Raw genomic sequence first — 16,501 nt, 5'->3', positions numbered from 1 at the left:
ATGAAATTATACTTCTTCCATTATAGAAAATCAAGGGTTTTCATTTACTTTCATGTTTTCTATTCAGTAAGAATTCCCGGACTTTTCGTCTCAGCGTGGGCTGACGCATGAAAAGCACTTGATTTTCCTGTATAATTTGTATTGGTTGCTTTACGAGCCCTTATCATATCATATTGCAGGAAAAACGAAACCCATTTCCCTTATTATATACCCACTCTCCGTTTTTTCCATTCACAATTGCTTTTCTAATCCAATACAGGAGGTTCTGCTGTGTATCTATTGATTTTAGCTATTTTAATCCCGTTTATCGCCACCGCCCTCATTCCGCTCATACATAAACGAATTGGAGCCTTTCATATTGGCTGGTTCGTGCTGTTGGTCCCGCTCGCCCTGTTCCTAATTTTCATCATGCAAATCCCCGCTATCTCTAATGGTGAAACCCTGATCCAGGCAGTCAATTGGATTCCTTCAATTGGCATTAACTTTACAGTTTATCTTGATGGCCTCAGTTTGATTATGGCGTTGCTGATTACCGGCATGGGAAGCCTGGTAGTTCTCTACTCCATCTACTATTTATCATCATCCGATTCCTTTCCGCATTTTTATGCCTACCTGCTGTTGTTTATGGGTGCTATGCTCGGCGTCGTCTTATCTGACAATCTCCTTGTTTTATACGTCTTCTGGGAATTGACCAGTATTTCTTCGTTCCTGTTGATCGCTTTCTGGTATCATCGTAAAAATTCACGTTATGGTGCTCAAAAGTCATTATTGATTACTGTATTCGGCGGATTCGGTATGCTTGCTGGATTCTTGATGCTGCATTCCATGACTGGCACTTTCAGCATTCGGGAAACCGCCGCTGTTGTCGGCCAATATACAGATCACGCATTGTTTTACCCGGCGATGTTCCTGGTGCTGCTAGGTGCCTTTACAAAATCAGCGCAATTCCCTTTCCATATCTGGCTGCCGGATGCAATGGAAGCACCGACTCCTGTCAGCGCCTATCTGCATTCTGCCACAATGGTTAAAGCGGGCCTCTACCTGGTGGCCCGGTTCACACCAATTTTCGGGGGGACAGCCGAATGGTTCTGGACAATCACAATTGTCGGTCTTATTACTTTGTTTTGGGGGGCATTCTGTGCCGTTCGCCAGACTGACCTAAAGGCTCTGCTCGCTTATTCAACCATCAGCCAACTGGGCCTGATCATGAGTTTGCTCGGCCTTGGTTCAGCAGCACTGCATTTCGGAGATGGAGAACAAGGTGCGCTATACGGCTTAGCCATATTTGCGGCTTTGTTCCATATGGTCAACCACTCTACATTCAAGGGTGCACTTTTCATGGTAGTCGGCATCGTCGATCACCAGGTGGGGACGCGTGATATACGGCGTCTCGGCGGTCTTATGGCATTTCTGCCGATTACGTTTACCTTCGCTGTCATCGGCAGCTTTTCAATGGCGGGCCTTCCGCTGCTCAACGGCTTTTTGAGCAAAGAAATGTTTTTCACAGCTTCTGTCAATGCGGTTAGCCTTCCAATTTTTGGAGTTTCTACTTGGGGGTTGTTAATTCCGATCATTGCCTGGACAGCATCCGTTTTCACTTTCGTTTACTGCATGATTTTTGTATTCCGTACTTTTTTTGGTGCTCCTCAGTTGAAAAAATTGGATAGAAAGCCCGTAGAACCTTCTATCGGCATGCTTATTTCTCCAGCTATCCTATGCGTACTGATTGTCGGTTTGTTTTTTGCCCCTAATCTGCTGGGCGACCATTTACTGAAACCGGCCTTGCATGGCATCATTCCGGGAATTTCTGGAGCTGCCCCGCACATTTCCGCATGGCATGGCTTCAATACTGAATTATTTATGACCTTAGGAATTATTGTAGTTGGGACGCTTCTTTTTCTTACTTTCCGCAGCTGGTACAAAATTTACCTTATTCAACCCGCTGGATGGAATTTCACTGTCCTATATAATTCTTTACTTCAGGATTTGAAAAGAGCAGCAAATTGGATCACTACACATTATATGACCGGCCATTTGCCAGCGTATTTTGCCTATATCTTTGTTTTCTTCATTGCAGCGGCTGGCGGCGCACTGATTTCTACGGGGGCTTTGTCAATTGATCTGACAGCCGATTCGCCCATCACGACTTATGAAGGCATGCTGATAGCCGTGATGGCGATTGCGGCCATCAGTATTCCCTTCGCTAAGTCCCGTCTTACAGCTATTCTACTGAATGGTGTGCTTGGTTTTTCCATCGCTATATTCTTCGTGCTTTTCCGGGCACCCGATCTGGCGTTGACACAATTGGTCATCGAAACAGTTACCACTGTTCTATTTCTTTTGTGCTTCAACTTTTTGCCGGAGTGGAAGACGGAAGATTCTTCTAAACGCATTAAAATCCGAAATGCAGTTATCGCAATCGCTGCTGGGGTTATAGTCACGCTGATCGGCTTGACAGTCAACAGCGGAAGATTGTTCGAAAGCATTTCAGGCTATTTCGAAGATTCCTATGAGCTGGCCGGTGGAGACAATATTGTCAATGCCATTCTCGGGGATTTCCGTGCTTTTGATACCATGCTGGAATCACTGGTTCTGTTTATTGCCGGACTTGGCGTCTATACATTAATCCGTTTAAAACATGGAAAGGGGCCGGGAAAAGATGAACATTAATGATGTGATTTTAAAAACCGTATCGAAAGGCGCCGTCTTGATTATTTTAACTTTCGGCATCTACCTGTTCCTTTCCGGACACAATCAGCCAGGCGGGGGATTTATCGGAGGATTGGTAATTGCTTCGGCTTTTGTGCTGATGTTTTTATCCTACGATTCTGAAACTGTCAGTGATGCATTGCCGATTGATTTTAAAAAGTTATCCGCGTTTGGTGTGCTATTAGCCATGCTAAGCGGAATAGCACCGATGTTTTTTGGCGGTGCGTTTTTAGCGCAAAGCTTCGGCTATTTCAATTTGCCCATTTTTGGAAAAACAGAGCTGGCCACTGTCACCGTATTTGAAGCCGGCATTGCATTGACCGTCGTTGGTGTTGTCGTGAATATAATTCTTAGCATAAGTGAGGATGAGTAGCCTGTGGAATCATTGATCATTATTTTGGTCGGCGTCCTTACCACGGTCGCCATCTATCTTGTATTATCAAAAAATGTAGTGCGCGTCATATTGGGGACCGCTATTTTGTCCCATGCTGTCCATTTGCTGATTCTGGCAATGGGCGGATTGAAACAGGGTACGGTCCCACTGCTCGGTGAAGAAGCTGAAATTTACGTGGATGCCCTGCCCCAGGCATTGATCTTAACTGCCATTGTTATCAGTTTTGCTGTTACAGCCTTTATTCTTGTGCTGGCTTACCGTGCCTATCAGGAATTGGAAACGGATAATTTAGGCGCAATGCGAGGTTCTGATGATGAATAATATTTTAGTCCTCCCTATGCTGCTCCCGATTGTCGTCGGGGTATTGCTGATTTTCCTCCGGACCTATGGCCGTATCCAGGCCTGGATCAGCATTGCCGCCATGGTGGTGACGGCTGGCACTTCAATCTATCTTTTGCATACAGTACAGGCCGATGGAATTTTACGTTTAGATTTCGGAGGCTGGGAACCGCCTTTCGGCATTTTGTTCGTTGCAGACTCTTTTTCCGTTCTGCTGGTGCTGACCGCCAGCATCGTGACAGCCGTCTGCTTAAGCTATGCGCTGATCTCCACCAGTAAAGAATTACAGACCATGTATTTTTATCCGACCGTGCTGTTTCTGGCAGCCGGCGTCAACGGATCATTTTTAACTGGCGACTTGTTTAATTTGTTTGTTTGTTTCGAAGTAATGCTGCTGTCTTCCTATGTATTGCTGACTTTGGGGAATTCCAAACGCCAGCTGCGCGAGGCTATCAAGTACGTGTCCATCAATATCGTTTCTTCCTGGTTTTTCCTGGTAGCCCTGGCTTATCTTTATGGAACCCTTGGTACATTGAATATGGCCCATGCGGCAGAACGGGTTGCAGAAGTGGGCCAAACCCCACTCCTGACAACTATCAGCCTCGTCTTTTTGGTTGTTTTCAGTTTGAAGGCGGGATTGCTTCTTTACTTCTGGCTTCCCGGATCTTATAGTTCACCGCCCATCGTCACCTCTGCTCTGTTTGGAGCATTATTGACCAAAGTCGGAGTATATGCCCTGTTCCGCATTTTTTCATTGATCTTTTACCATCAGCCTGAAATCACCCATACCATCATCGGCATCATGGCCGGCTTGACCTTGATCGGCGGCAGTTTAGGCGCGATTGCCTTTAATGATATACGCAGCATTGCGGCCTATAATGTTGTCATTGCGGTTGGATTCATGCTTGTCGGGCTGGCAATTGCCACTCCTGAGGCAATTGAAGGATCCATCTACTACTTAATTCACGATATGGTTGCCAAAGCACTGCTGTTTCTGCTTGTTGGTACGATGATTACGTTAAGCGGTTCTTCAAAAATGGCGGGCATGAGCGGACTTATGAAAAACTATCCGCTGCTTGGATGGTCTTTCTTCATAGCGATGCTGTCACTTGCCGGCATTCCACCACTCAGCGGTTTTATTGGCAAAGTTTTGATCTCAAGTGCCGCAATCGACAGCGGATCTTACGTGTTACTGGCGCTGGCGCTGTTATCCAGCATTTTTGTCCTTTACTCACTGCTTCGTATCTTTAAAAACTGCTTCTGGGGCGAAACAATTGTCAGCAAAGAAGAACAACTGCCATTGCGCAGAGGTGTATTGCTGCCTTGTTTAGCGCTCGTAGTCCTGACCATCGGCATCGGCTTAGGCGTTGAAGGTTTGTCTCTTTACGTTACAGATGCTGCTGAAACATTACTGAATCCAAGTACTTATATCAATGCTGTTTTAGGCATCATCCAGTAAATCCATTTTCTATTGAAAGGAGTGAATGAAAATGCCGGCTCAGTTCTTATTAAACATTACTATTGCCTTTCTTTGGACATTGTTGATGGATGAAGACGCTTTTTATATCACAACTTTTCTGACCGGCTATTTGATCGGCATCGGGATCCTTTTCCTTATGCATCGTTTCTTTGGAACGAAGTTTTACTTATTGCGGGTTTACTCCACCATTAAACTGCTGTTTATTTTCGTTTCGGAACTTTCCCAATCCAGTTTGTTGATCATGAAACAGATTCTTAGTCCCAGGCTGAAAATAAAACCCGGAATCTTTACTTACGAGCACAGCATGGAAGGTGATTATGAATTGACCACACTCGCCCTCCTGCTGACTTTGACTCCGGGCTCGGTCGTAATGGAAGTGTCTCCGGATGGGAAAACATTCTATATACACGCGATGGATGTGGAAAGTTCACGTGATTCTGTTTTAAAATCCATCAAGGTTTTTGAAAAAGCAATTATGGAGGTGACGAGAAATTGATCGATACGATATTGACCATCGCCCTATCCCTTTTCATCCTGGCTATTATCCTGGCGCTTTACCGGATCATCCGTGGGCCATCGATGCCGGATCGCGTAGTCGCGCTCGACATGATCGGCGTCAATTTAATCTCAGGAGTGGCCGTATTTTCGGTTGTTCTCAGCACACATGCATTTCTCGAAGTCATCCTGATTGTTGGTATTCTGGCATTTATCAGTACCCTTGCATTGGCACGTTTTGTGGAAAGGGGCGATATTGTTGAGCATAAACACGATCGGTGAATATTTCGGTGTTTTTCTGATTTTGATCGGCAGCATCATGGCTGTAATCAGCGCAATCGGAATTCTTCGTCTGCCGGATGTCTATACCCGTTCGCATGCCGCCACCAAAAGCTCGACATTAGCGGTGTTGCTGTCCTTATTAGGTACCTTCATCTATTTCTGGGCATCCGAAAATTTCATCAGCGTCAGGCTGTTATTGGGCATAACATTCGTCTTTTTAACAGCTCCTGTCTCGGGCCACCTCATTACTCGAGCCGCTTACCGTTCAAATGTTAAACTGGCTGATTCTTCTACAGAGGATGCACTTGAAGATATATTAAGAAATAAAAAGGATGTATGATTTGCGACGCACTTTACTGCATACTTTATAAATTCAGAACTTACAGGGCATTGCCACTCGAAAGAGTGCGCAAATGCCCTTTTTTTAATAAGAAAGCAAAAGTTTATGATTCAATTCACAGGGAATAGGAATAAAAAAACAGAATTGGAGACGGACATCTAATGGAAAATGTGAGAGACACTTTTAAAGAAGTTGCCGCCGCAATCCTTCCAGTCACGGTAGTCGTCATTCTTTTGCAGCTCGTCTTTATACAGGTCCCCTTTGAAGCGGTCATCCAGTTTCTTATTGGTGTACTTTTTGTCAGTCTCGGATTTTTTCTATTCCTTATCGGGGTCAACGCTGGGCTGCTGCCCATAGGTGAAATGATTGGCAGAAGGCTGCCTAGCACCAAAAAAGCCGGATTTATTATCGCAACCGGATTTTTACTGGGTCTAGCCGTCACCATTGCAGAACCGGATGTCCGTGTTCTTGCCAAGCAGATTGAAGAGGTTTCTGAAGGAACAGTCAGCGCAGCAATTCTCATCCTCTCAGTTTCTCTGGGCTTGGCTATTTTCGTCGCATTGGCCATGATCCGCACCATCTTTCGAATTCCTCTCCATTATTTACTCATCGGCGGCTATGCTCTTGTCTTCCTCTTATCCCTTTTTGTACCCGAAGCATTTGTTTCCATATCCTTCGATTCCGGAGGTGTTACAACCGGACCCATGGCGGTACCGTTTATCCTGGCGCTCGGCATTGGCGTCGCTTCCGTTCTTCGCACGGAAGATGACAGTTCCGGCGAAAAGTTCGGTTTGATTGGTCTGGCATCCATTGGACCGATTTTGGCAGTGATGATGCTGGGGGTGTTATTCAGGTGAATATTCACGTTTTCGATGGATTCCAAACCGTGATGGCCGAAGTCAGTGTGGCCCTGCTGCCGCTTCTGGTTTTCTTCGCTGCTTTTCAAATCTTCATGCTGAAACTGCCTATGCAGCGTGTTCTGCAGGTCGGACTCGGTTTTATTTTAACTTTTCTTGGTCTTTCTTTTTTTCTGCAAGGAGTCCACGTCGGTTTTATGCCTGTCGGAACCATGATGGGAGAAGAACTTGGCAGGTGGGACAATAAATGGCTGTTGATTCCCATCGGTTTCGTCCTTGGCTTTGCCGCAACTTTTGCAGAACCGGCAGTCAGCATTATGACAGACGAAGTCGATGAGGAAACCGGAGGGTACATCTCCCGGAAACTGATGCTTTACACTTTATCCATTGGAGTCGGCGTTTCGATCGCTTTGTCCATGTTGAGAATCTTAACTGGCTGGTCGTTGTGGTATTTTATCATTCCGGGTTACCTGCTGGCCTTCATACTTGTATTTTTTTCAACCCAGACATTTATAGGCATCGCCTTTGATTCTGGAGGAGTGGCAACCGGGCCTATGACCGTAACTTTTGTGGTGGCTGTGGCAGTTGGAATTTCAACTGCTATTGAAGGCAGCGACCCTTTGACAGATGGCTTCGGAATGATCGCGCTTGTTGCCCTTACTCCAATCATCGCAGTACTGATACTGGGTTTAATCTTCACTAGAAAAGGTGGGAAAAAAACCAATGGTTCTTAATCACAGGCTGATGATTGCCATCGTCAAAAGAGGACATTCACGCGACGTAATTGCGGCCGCTAAACATGCCGGGGTGGATGGGGCAACCGTTATCTATGGAGAAGGAATAGGAAGAAATGAAAAACCCACTTTTTTTGGTCTGCCGGCAACCCATGAAAAAGATGTTATTTTCCTGGCATTGGATGGCCAACTTGAAAGCGGGGTGGCCCAGGCTGTCTCCAAAGCAGGAGAATTAGGAAAACCGGGCTATGGATTGGGCTTTACTGTCCATTTAAGCAAGTTGCTGGGAGTGCCTCATTTATCCGAACGGAGCGATGATAGAAGGAAGAAGAGAGGAGCCATAGACTTGGAATCAGCAGCAAAAGACTTTCAATTAATTGTAACCATTGTAAATTCAGGAGATTCTGCAGCCGTTGTTAAAGCAGCCTCAAAAGCAGGTGCAGAGGGTGGAACCATTTTAAATGGCCGTGGCACCGGCGTCAACGAACAGCAAAAGTTCATGAACTTCACAATAGATCCCGAGAAAGATGTCGTACTGACGCTGGTACCTGCCAGCTATGCAGAAGGCGTGATCCGAAGCATTGAAGAAGCTGTAGATTTAAATGCTCCAGGTAAGGGCATCGCATTTCTCATTGATGTAGAAAATGTTTTTGGCGTCAACCATTCTTCTTTCGACCGCCATAATCAACAGCACCGGGATCGCTGAATTCGATTTTATAAAAGTAAAGGTACGCCCAATGGCGTGCCTTTACTTTTTATCTTACTTGGTATGGTTTAGCCACCTTCCCTCTTGCCGTTGCTCTTTACATCAAATTGCTGGATACCTGATCAGAACCTCCTTCACCCTTCGTTCCGGCCGCTTTGGGTAGATCAAAGAAAAGTGCTCCGGCACAGTTCGTCCCTGGACGCGCCAGCGCTTAGAGGTGGCGCGGAGTGAAGCTAGCCCAAGTCTTTCTGATGTATTCATAAAAGGTACGAAGCAGACCTGCAGGTGAAAAATATAGCCTCCTATCGAGTTTTGTCGCAATCAGAAGATATCCTAAAATGAATGAAAAATTAGTTTTTTAACTGAAGATAGACAAAGGCGGCGATATATGAAAAACTAAAGTAATGACAACTAGTAGAAAGCAGGGCTTTTAGATGAGTGTAGAATTAAAAGAAAAAGGGAGATGGGATCCTTTGAAAGTTTTTTCAAAAGTCTCAGCCGCATATCTCCTCGCCTTTTTCACGAAAAAGAAAAACGGAAAGAAAATTGCCTTGGTTGGAGGAAACTTGGGTGAAAAGTATGAAGATAATGCTGCGGTTTATCATAAATACTTAGTGAACAACCACAAGGAACAAGTAACGGCCTATTGGATGTACGATCCAAAAACTACTTATGCCCAGGAACAAAGGATCGAAAACGCTGTTCCACTTGGAAGTTTCAAAAATTATTTGCTGTTTTTCCAAGCCGATTACACGTTCCACGGACATTCTCTTCTGTATGACATTGTTCCCTCAGCCGACAAATTTCTTTTCCTCAACCGGAAAACCCTCATTACCCATGTCAGCCACGGAATTGAAGGCTTTAAAAAGATCTTGATTCAAAAAGAAGATATACCGTTGTTAAAGAGAACTGATTATTTCAATTGTGCTTCGCAATATGAATACGACTTGAAGCTCAACGAATGGAAGATACCTGAGCAGAAACTGATCATCACCGGTTTCCCTCGATTTGACCGGTACCAGCCAAACCAGCCTTCTGCGGCAGTCAAAAACATTTTGATGATGATGACATGGCGGGAATGGCTTTTTGACCTGACAAAAGAAGAGTTTACCGACAGCGCATATTTTAAGAGCACCGTTGGTTTATTGAAGCATGAAGGCATTCAAAAATTGCTTACTGACCACAATCTTCACCTGAACATCGCTCTTCATCCTTTTATGAAGAAGTTTGAAAAGTACTTTGCCGGTTTAACAGACAATGAGCACGGCATTAAATTTCTGGATTTCAATCATGAAACTATTGAGTATTCGATTGACCATAACGATATGCTGCTGACCGATATCACCAGTGTTTCCTGGGATTTTCTTTACCTTAATAAACCCATCATATTCTATATGTTCGACAAGCAGGAATACCTTGAAAAAAGAGGTGCTTACTTGAACATGGATACGGATCTTTATGGATATAACGCTGTTTCAATCGACAATGTTTATGAATACCTGAAAAAAATTATCGAAGAAAACATCACCTCCAACGAATGGTACCCAAAAGCGAAGGATTATATTGATTACTTTGACCAAGACAATTGCAAACGCCTGACAAAACGTGTCATGGGCCTCTGATAGTTTCACGTGAAACTATCAGCATGCAATCAAAGCAAAACACACTCAAAAATGAGTGTGTTTTTTTATATCGCTAACTGCAACTCAACCGGGCAATGATCAGAGCCCCATACATCCGCATGGATTTTTGCACTTTTCAAATGCGGCAGCAGTTTTTGTGAAGCAAGGAAATAATCGATTCGCCATCCTACATTCTTTTCACGACAATTGGAACGGTATGACCACCAGGAATAAAAGCCTGTTTCCATCGGATGGAAATGGCGGAACGTATCCACAAAACCGTTCGCCAGAAACTGGGTCATCTTGCCCCGTTCCTCAGGAGTGAAACCTGAATTTTTCTTATTGGCTTTTGGATTTTTCAAATCGATTTCTTCATGGGCAACATTTAAATCTCCACATAAAATAACCGGTTTGTGGCGATCCAAGGTTTTCACGAATGACAAAATCGCTTCTTCCCATAACAGGCGATAATCTAAGCGAAGCAAACCGTGCTGAGAATTCGGAGTATAGACGGTGACGACATAATGCCCCTCAAACTCCAGCGCAATCATCCGTCCTTCTGTATCATGCTCTTCCGATCCCAAACCATATTGAACGGACAGAGGCTCTTCTTTCGTAAAAATTGCTGTACCAGAATAGCCTTTTTTATGGGCGTAATTCCAATATGTATAATAGCCTGGAAGGTCTATCTCTATTTGGCCTTCCTGTAATTTTATTTCCTGGAGACAAAAGATATCCGCATCTGCTTCAGTGAAAAAATCCATAAAGCCTTTTTTCATAACAGCCCGCAGGCCATTGACGTTCCACGAAATCATCTTCAAAACAATCCCTACTTTCTTTTCCTTTATCAAGTTTAAACGAATGCTGAGCTCTACTCAACCAATGTGGTGGATTCCGGCATGCAGTCCCAACCCCCTTACTGCCATCCATCAAAGTAACTCGCAGAGCATTTTTTCTTCCGATGGAAATATGTAAAATTTCTGTATTTTTTTAAACAATATGCATCATTTTTTAGAGTGTTCTTGTACAATAAACTTAACGTATATAGAGAAAATTCAATCATTGAAGAAATCAATTCCATTGAGCACCACTTAGTTTATTGGTACTTTACGTGTGATAAAGGGGGAAGAGCCATGAAGAAGTTTTCCAAAGAAGAAAAAAGCTGGGCTTTATACGATTGGGGAAGTTCTGCTTATTCCATAATTATTACGACCGCAGTTTTCCCCATTTACTACAAAGCATCCGCAACTGAAGCAGGTGTCAGTTTATCCGATTCAACAGCTTACCTGGGCTACACAATTGCAATCTTCACTTTTATATTAGCCATGATTGGCCCTATCCTTGGAACCATTGCCGATTATCAGGGAATGAAGAAAAAGTTTTTTACTGCCTTCTTCCTGTTGGGTACCATTTCTACAGCACTATTAGCTTTTGTGCCAAGCGATGATTGGCTATTGATGCTGATCTGCTACGTTTTTGCTGCTCTCGGAGCAACGGGCGCCAATTTATTCTATGACGCTTTCATTGTTGATGTCACGACAGAAAAACGGATGAACAGCGTCTCCGCATTCGGCTACGGACTTGGCTATATCGGTTCAACCATTCCATTTATCATCTCTATTGCAATTATCCTGCTTGCCCAAAATGGCGTATTGCCAATTTCAGTTACGGTTGCCAGCCGGATCGCCTTTTTGATTACAGCAGTTTGGTGGGCATGCTTCTCACTGCCGATGTTCCGCCACGTGAAACAGCTTCACTATATTGAACGTGAACCCAATCCAGTTTATCAAAGCTTTAAGCGCCTTGGAAAAACCATTCGGGAGATCCGCCAATATCGCTCGTTGTTTTTATTCCTGATTGCCTACTTCTTTTATATTGACGGGGTTGGTACGATCATTTCACTGTCGACTGCATACGGCACTGATTTAGGTTTGAGCGCAACAAACCTTTTAATCGTCCTGTTTGTTACCCAAGTCGTCGCCGCTCCATTTGCCATTCTATACGGGCGCTTGGCCAATCGGTTTACCGGCAAGAAGATGCTTTATGTGGGGATCTGTGTATATATTGTCGTTTGTATTTACGCCTTCTTTTTGGAAACCATCACAGATTTCTGGATTCTGGCTATGCTTGTCGCCACCAGCCAAGGTGGAATTCAAGCACTCAGCCGTTCATATTTCGGCAAACTTGTACCTAAAGAGAATTCCAATGAATTCTTCGGCTTCTACAACATCTTCGGCAAGTTTGCGGCAATTACCGGTCCCCTGCTTGTAGCAGTCACTTCACAAGTAACCGGCAACTCCAGTATGGGCGTTTTCAGCCTTGTCATATTATTTGTTATCGGCCTCGTGATCCTTTCCCGCGTACCCGAGCCGACACCCCATGAACCAATAGACAAAGTCGCAGCGGAATAAAGAAAAGCGGAAGCAGCCGGTTAGCCCCGACAAGCGCTGGAAGCCTTACCAGTAATGGCGTCTTTTGCCATTGGTGGTAAGGCTGAAGCGACTCGAGGGGCTGGCTGCTGGAGCCTGGACAATAAGAAGAGCGGATGCGCCCGTGTAGATTCGACGGGCATTAGACGATCTGGCGAAGCGGCGTTCTTTGCCGCACAGCCGGAGTGGCTTATGACCCTAGAATCTGGGCGCTGGAGTCTGGCCAATAAAGAAAAGCGGATGCAGCCGAAAGCAGAAGCTAACCTAAGAGCGCGACTTCCTGTCGCAACGGTTAGCTGTTCCGCATCCTGCGGACCTCCGACAAGCGCTGAAAGCCTTACCAGTAATGGCGTCTTTTGCCATTGGTGGTAAGGCTGAAGCGACTCGAAGGGCTGGACGCTTTCTTGTTTTCAATAAAAAAAGGTGTCCGCCAAAAGTTGGCGGACACCTTTTTATAAAGCATTATTTTTTGTTTTTGTCTTCAGCTTTTACCGTTACGCTGCCGGTGCTGTCTTTTTGGACAGAAGCGTCACCTAACTCAACAACTTCGATGCCGCCTTTTTCTTTATCGGCTTCTTTATCGGCTTTTTTGATTTCTTTTTCTACTGCTTTTTCAGCTTTTTCATGTTCTTTTTCAGCCTTTTCCTGCTCTTTTATTTCTTTTTCAATAACTTTCTTCTGGTTCTTCAACTCTTTTTCTTCTTGTTTTTCTTCTTGTTTTTCTGCACGTTTTGCCTTTAGTTCATCAGCTTTCCCTTTGGCTTTTTCTGTAATGCCGCTGGTTTTATCTTTTAACTGATTGGCTTTTTCTTTTACTTGGTCCATCGCTCCGCCAGAACTTTCACCGTCTTGGTCTTTAGAGCTGGCAGCTTTTTCTTTAACCATTTCCTGAAGCTCTTTACCGCTTTTAGGGGCGAATAACAATCCGGCTGCTGCTCCGATTACTGCACCAGTTGCTGCACCGGCCAAGAATCCACCGCCGCCTCCGCCGCTATTGTCTTTGCGTTCAGCTTCTGTAGGCTGTGGCGCTTGAATTTTACCGCCGCGCACAAGACGCTCTTCTACTTCTTCCACGATTTCATATAATGTACGGCCTTTAGCTTCAACAAGTGAAACGCTCATGTGATAATCAGCTAAATCTTCCTGATCTCGAACAACAATCACATCGTAGTCAGTAGAATCTGACTTGTCTTCTAACATGTCTGTCTGATACCCTTTTTTCTCTAAAGCTTCGCGTACTGACGTAAATGGATGTTCAACTGCAATTTTTACCATATTCTGTCCACTCCCTTTTTAAAAGTCTATATTGCACTGTTTCCCCGCAATTAAGAATTTATAAACTCCTTCCAGAAAATTCCGTGATTTATTGCCACACTTTCAATGTTTCCACTCTTAAGAGACGAGCTGCTAAAACCATGCCCAGTATGGCTCCAGCCAGACTGGAGATAAAAAACGGCGGCACAAAAAATAAAGCGCCAAATTCAGTTCCAAGAAAAATTCGGGCATAGGGAACAGCCACCAAGGAAGCAATGATGCCCGTGCCTACCACTTCACCTATAGCAGCAAACCAGACCTTGCCAAATCTGGCGTACAAGATTCCTGCAAGCAAAGCCCCGATCATCCCACCAGGAAAGGCCAAAAGAGAGCCGGTTCCCGTCAGTACTCTGACAACTCCAGTCAAAAAAGCAATTAGTACGGCAGGGCCGGGTCCAAAAAGAACCGCTGCAAGTACATTAATCGCATGCTGAATCGGGTAGGCACGGGCAATTCCCGCCGGAAAATAAACAAAAGCGGAGCCTGCCACTCCAATAGCTACAAACATTGCCATAAGAACCAGTTTTTTTGTGTTCATTTCCTGTCACCTTCTATACGACCCGCTTGCAATGCCGCAATCTGTCCGGCAATATCATGAGCTTCTGTAATCGATGAGATAACGGCAATTCCTGCAACACCGGATCTCCAGACTTGTGCAGCATTTTCAGGATTGATGCCTCCGATGCCCACAATTGGCAAGAATGGAAACGCTGTTGCAACTGCCTGAATTTCTTGTACACCGGCTGGCTTTTTCGCATCCGCTTTTGAAGCTGTCCCAAAAACCGGACCCATCCCAACATAATCTGCACCGGCTTCGGCAGCCAGGTGTGCCTCTTTTACAGAGTGGACAGAAACACCCAAAAGTTTTTCTTTTCCAATCCTTTGGCGGACCTGTCCTGCCTCTGCATCGTCCTGTCCAATATGAACGCCATCCGCATCAATTTGGCAAGCCAGTTCAACAAGGTCATTGATGATGAGCGGAACACCGTAGCTGCGGCATAATTGCTGGCAGGCTAAAGCAAATTCAAGCAAGGCGGAACCTGTCAAAGCACCTTCTCCTTTTTCACGCAATTGAAAATGGCCGATGCCCCCTTTCAGTGCTGCCTCCAATACTTTAAGAGGATTTCGTGTCCCTGAATTTTTTGATCCCATTATAAAATAAACTGCCGCTTTATCGGAAAACTTCAATACTGTCCACTCCTCTTTTTACGGCCAGGTCTGCTTTATATGCAGCATGATTGGTTGGCCCATGGCCGGATCCAATATTCAGCGGCACTCGGAGCGCAGCTTGAATAAATTCCTTTGCCGTACAAATCGCGTTTTGCAGCTCCTCGCCTTTAGCCAATTGGGCAGCCACAGCCGCTGCGAACGTACAGCCGGTGCCATGTGTCTGCATAGTCGCAATGCGGGATGAGCGATACAGCACCGATTCTCCACTCGAATGCAGGAAATAATCTTCTGCATACTTCGGGTCCTTGCCATGCCCTCCTTTAATGACAACCGATTCTGCTCCCATGGACAAAATCCGCTGGGCTGCCAGGTGCCGGCTGGCGGAGTCTGTAATAGCAATCCCCGTCAGTGCTTGTGCCTCCGGGATATTCGGAGTAACCAGAAAAGCCAGGGGCAAAAGGTGAATTTTCAATGCCTCGACCGCCTCCTGCTGCAATAAACTGGCCCCACCCTTGGCGATCATGACCGGATCTACGACCAGCTTGTTCCAGCCAAACTGTTGGATGGCTGCGGCGGTTTCTTTGATGATTTCCGGATCAAATAACATCCCGGTTTTCAAAGCAGAAATTTCAAAATCACTGCCTATTGCTGTCAACTGTTCACGCACCGATTCAGCGGACATTGGATAGATGGCAGCGACCCCTGTTGTATTTTGTGCGGTCACTGCCGTGATGACCGAAGTGCCATAAACACCAAGTTCCTGAAAAGTTTTCAAATCAGCCTGGATGCCCGCTCCCCCACCCGAGTCCGATCCGGCAATAGTCAAAGTTTGTGGAGTTTTTGTCATATCCTCTCCTCCTGCAAATAGATTTGTCCCTCTACTTCGTTATCTGTCAAACCCGCAAGCTGATTGATGAAAGCCAGCTGAAAATCCCCCGGAAGAAGGGCAGTTTTTGCAGCCCGTTCCCCAGCAATCGCATAAAACCTCAGCGCGTTGCTGACCGTCTTCAATGGACCTTCAGGTTGAACGGCTAGGCTTGCGGCAACAACGCTGCTCAATAGACACCCTGTTCCCGTGATGGAAGCCATGATCGGATCCCCAAAAGGGATTTCTATTGTCGCTTTGCCGTCAGTGACAATATCCGTCTTTCCTGTGACTGCAACCAGCAAGCCCAATTGTTTGGCTGTCGAGGTGGCCAATTCTCTGACGTCCAGGTGGCCTTCTCCGGCATCCACCCCTTTTGACTGCCACTGCTCTCCAGCCACAGCGGCAAGCTCTCCTGCATTGCAGCGAAGGACGCTGACGCCAACTGTATTTAAAATTTTGTGTACAGCCTTTTTCCGGAAACTGCTCGCTCCTGCTCCAACCGGATCCAGAACGACTGGAATTCCCAGGCGGTTGGCAGCTTCCCCTGCAATCAGCATACTTTTTAGCGACTCTGCATGCAGGGTTCCAATGTTCAGTGACAGAGCCTGTGACAATGCGGCAAGCTCTGCCGCTTCTTCTGGTGCGTCTCCCATTATTGGAGAAGCACCTATTGCGAGCAGCCCATTGGCTTGGAAATTTGATACCACATGATTAGTGATGCAATGGATAAGCGGATTTTCTCTCTTGATTTGATGAATCATC

General features: G+C 45.4%; 18 protein-coding genes. 12 read left to right on the top strand and 6 right to left on the bottom strand.

All coding sequences use genetic code 11. From position 1 onward, the window contains the following. Positions 1 to 270: 270 nt before the first annotated feature. From QOZ98_RS03795 to QOZ98_RS03745, 11 genes are all read left to right on the top strand, one after another. Positions 271 to 2,670: a Na+/H+ antiporter subunit A gene (locus tag QOZ98_RS03795; RefSeq protein WP_308786179.1), complete on the top strand. Its 2,400-nt coding sequence runs from the start codon at positions 271 to 273 to the stop codon at positions 2,668 to 2,670. Continuing rightward, positions 2,660 to 3,082, top strand: coding sequence for a Na(+)/H(+) antiporter subunit B (locus QOZ98_RS03790; RefSeq protein ID WP_142826785.1), 423 nt, complete (start codon positions 2,660 to 2,662; stop codon positions 3,080 to 3,082). The genes QOZ98_RS03795 and QOZ98_RS03790 overlap by 11 nt, the downstream gene beginning before the upstream one ends. A 3-nt stretch (positions 3,083 to 3,085) precedes the next feature. Beyond that, entirely contained in the window at positions 3,086 to 3,424 is a 339-nt protein-coding gene (locus QOZ98_RS03785; protein WP_142826784.1) for a Na(+)/H(+) antiporter subunit C, read from the top strand. Then, positions 3,417 to 4,901: a Na+/H+ antiporter subunit D gene (locus tag QOZ98_RS03780; RefSeq protein WP_308786178.1), complete on the top strand. Its 1,485-nt coding sequence runs from the start codon at positions 3,417 to 3,419 to the stop codon at positions 4,899 to 4,901. Before QOZ98_RS03785 ends, QOZ98_RS03780 begins: the two co-directional genes overlap by 8 nt. Before the next feature lie 31 nt (positions 4,902 to 4,932). Continuing rightward, on the top strand, positions 4,933 to 5,418 hold the full coding sequence (locus tag QOZ98_RS03775) for a Na+/H+ antiporter subunit E (protein ID WP_142826782.1): 486 nt from the start codon (positions 4,933 to 4,935) through the stop codon (positions 5,416 to 5,418). Then, the gene (locus QOZ98_RS03770) at positions 5,415 to 5,699 is read left to right on the top strand and encodes a Na(+)/H(+) antiporter subunit F1 (RefSeq protein WP_142826781.1); all 285 of its coding nucleotides are present in this window, start codon (positions 5,415 to 5,417) and stop codon (positions 5,697 to 5,699) included. Before QOZ98_RS03775 ends, QOZ98_RS03770 begins: the two co-directional genes overlap by 4 nt. After that, positions 5,677 to 6,039 (top strand): Na+/H+ antiporter subunit G, encoded by a 363-nt coding sequence (locus QOZ98_RS03765; protein WP_308786177.1) that lies wholly within the window; start codon positions 5,677 to 5,679, stop codon positions 6,037 to 6,039. The genes QOZ98_RS03770 and QOZ98_RS03765 overlap by 23 nt, the downstream gene beginning before the upstream one ends. A gap of 161 nt (positions 6,040 to 6,200) precedes the next feature. Then, positions 6,201 to 6,896: a DUF1538 domain-containing protein gene (locus QOZ98_RS03760; protein ID WP_142826779.1), complete on the top strand. Its 696-nt coding sequence runs from the start codon at positions 6,201 to 6,203 to the stop codon at positions 6,894 to 6,896. Beyond that, entirely contained in the window at positions 6,893 to 7,630 is a 738-nt protein-coding gene (locus QOZ98_RS03755) for a DUF1538 domain-containing protein (protein WP_308786176.1), read from the top strand. Before QOZ98_RS03760 ends, QOZ98_RS03755 begins: the two co-directional genes overlap by 4 nt. Continuing rightward, a complete protein-coding gene (locus tag QOZ98_RS03750; RefSeq protein WP_308786175.1) occupies positions 7,620 to 8,336 on the top strand; it encodes a P-II family nitrogen regulator in 717 nt (238 codons plus the stop codon). Before QOZ98_RS03755 ends, QOZ98_RS03750 begins: the two co-directional genes overlap by 11 nt. A gap of 434 nt (positions 8,337 to 8,770) precedes the next feature. Further along, positions 8,771 to 9,958 (top strand): CDP-glycerol glycerophosphotransferase family protein, encoded by a 1,188-nt coding sequence (locus tag QOZ98_RS03745; protein WP_308786174.1) that lies wholly within the window; start codon positions 8,771 to 8,773, stop codon positions 9,956 to 9,958. Positions 9,959 to 10,023: 65 nt separating this feature from the next. Here QOZ98_RS03745 and QOZ98_RS03740 read toward each other — a convergent pair whose 3' ends face one another. After that, entirely contained in the window at positions 10,024 to 10,779 is a 756-nt protein-coding gene (locus tag QOZ98_RS03740) for an exodeoxyribonuclease III (protein WP_308786173.1), read from the bottom strand. A 312-nt stretch (positions 10,780 to 11,091) separates the two neighbouring features. On the opposite strand from QOZ98_RS03740, the gene QOZ98_RS03735 reads away from it, so the two are divergent. Further along, positions 11,092 to 12,369, top strand: a complete 1,278-nt coding sequence (locus tag QOZ98_RS03735; protein WP_308786172.1) for an MFS transporter — start codon at positions 11,092 to 11,094, stop codon at positions 12,367 to 12,369. Positions 12,370 to 12,849: 480 nt separating this feature from the next. Here QOZ98_RS03735 and QOZ98_RS03730 read toward each other — a convergent pair whose 3' ends face one another. From QOZ98_RS03730 to thiM, 5 genes are all read right to left on the bottom strand, one after another. Next, complete coding sequence (locus tag QOZ98_RS03730; protein WP_308786171.1) at positions 12,850 to 13,662, bottom strand: YkuS family protein; 813 nt, start codon at positions 13,660 to 13,662, stop codon at positions 12,850 to 12,852. Positions 13,663 to 13,750: 88 nt separating this feature from the next. Beyond that, on the bottom strand, positions 13,751 to 14,239 hold the full coding sequence (thiW, locus tag QOZ98_RS03725; protein ID WP_308786170.1) for an energy coupling factor transporter S component ThiW: 489 nt from the start codon (positions 14,237 to 14,239) through the stop codon (positions 13,751 to 13,753). Next, positions 14,236 to 14,889: a thiamine phosphate synthase gene (gene thiE / locus QOZ98_RS03720; protein WP_308786169.1), complete on the bottom strand. Its 654-nt coding sequence runs from the start codon at positions 14,887 to 14,889 to the stop codon at positions 14,236 to 14,238. The genes thiW and thiE overlap by 4 nt, the downstream gene beginning before the upstream one ends. Further along, a complete protein-coding gene (thiD, locus tag QOZ98_RS03715) occupies positions 14,873 to 15,718 on the bottom strand; it encodes a bifunctional hydroxymethylpyrimidine kinase/phosphomethylpyrimidine kinase (RefSeq protein WP_308786168.1) in 846 nt (281 codons plus the stop codon). The genes thiE and thiD overlap by 17 nt, the downstream gene beginning before the upstream one ends. Continuing rightward, positions 15,715 to 16,500 (bottom strand): hydroxyethylthiazole kinase, encoded by a 786-nt coding sequence (gene thiM, locus QOZ98_RS03710; RefSeq protein ID WP_308786167.1) that lies wholly within the window; start codon positions 16,498 to 16,500, stop codon positions 15,715 to 15,717. The genes thiD and thiM overlap by 4 nt, the downstream gene beginning before the upstream one ends. Position 16,501: the final 1 nt, after the last annotated feature.

It is taken from the genome of Planomicrobium stackebrandtii, from assembly GCF_030814955.1.
Lineage (GTDB): Bacteria > Bacillota > Bacilli > Bacillales_A > Planococcaceae > Planococcus > Planococcus stackebrandtii.
Note: the sequence above shows the minus strand (reverse complement) of the source record. Positions and strands in the feature narration are given on the sequence as shown.

Coding starts and splice junctions, on each gene's coding strand:
- QOZ98_RS03790 (WP_142826785.1), top strand. CDS start 2,660: ATGAACATTAATGATGTGATTTTAAAAACCGTATCGAAAGGCGCCGTC.
- QOZ98_RS03780 (WP_308786178.1), top strand. CDS start 3,417: ATGAATAATATTTTAGTCCTCCCTATGCTGCTCCCGATTGTCGTCGGG.
- QOZ98_RS03775 (WP_142826782.1), top strand. CDS start 4,933: ATGCCGGCTCAGTTCTTATTAAACATTACTATTGCCTTTCTTTGGACA.
- QOZ98_RS03760 (WP_142826779.1), top strand. CDS start 6,201: ATGGAAAATGTGAGAGACACTTTTAAAGAAGTTGCCGCCGCAATCCTT.
- QOZ98_RS03750 (WP_308786175.1), top strand. CDS start 7,620: ATGGTTCTTAATCACAGGCTGATGATTGCCATCGTCAAAAGAGGACAT.
- QOZ98_RS03745 (WP_308786174.1), top strand. CDS start 8,771: ATGAGTGTAGAATTAAAAGAAAAAGGGAGATGGGATCCTTTGAAAGTT.
- QOZ98_RS03735 (WP_308786172.1), top strand. CDS start 11,092: ATGAAGAAGTTTTCCAAAGAAGAAAAAAGCTGGGCTTTATACGATTGG.
- QOZ98_RS03730 (WP_308786171.1), bottom strand. CDS start 13,662: ATGGTAAAAATTGCAGTTGAACATCCATTTACGTCAGTACGCGAAGCT.
- thiW (WP_308786170.1), bottom strand. CDS start 14,239: ATGAACACAAAAAAACTGGTTCTTATGGCAATGTTTGTAGCTATTGGA.
- thiD (WP_308786168.1), bottom strand. CDS start 15,718: ATGACAAAAACTCCACAAACTTTGACTATTGCCGGATCGGACTCGGGT.
- thiM (WP_308786167.1), bottom strand. CDS start 16,500: ATGATTCATCAAATCAAGAGAGAAAATCCGCTTATCCATTGCATCACT.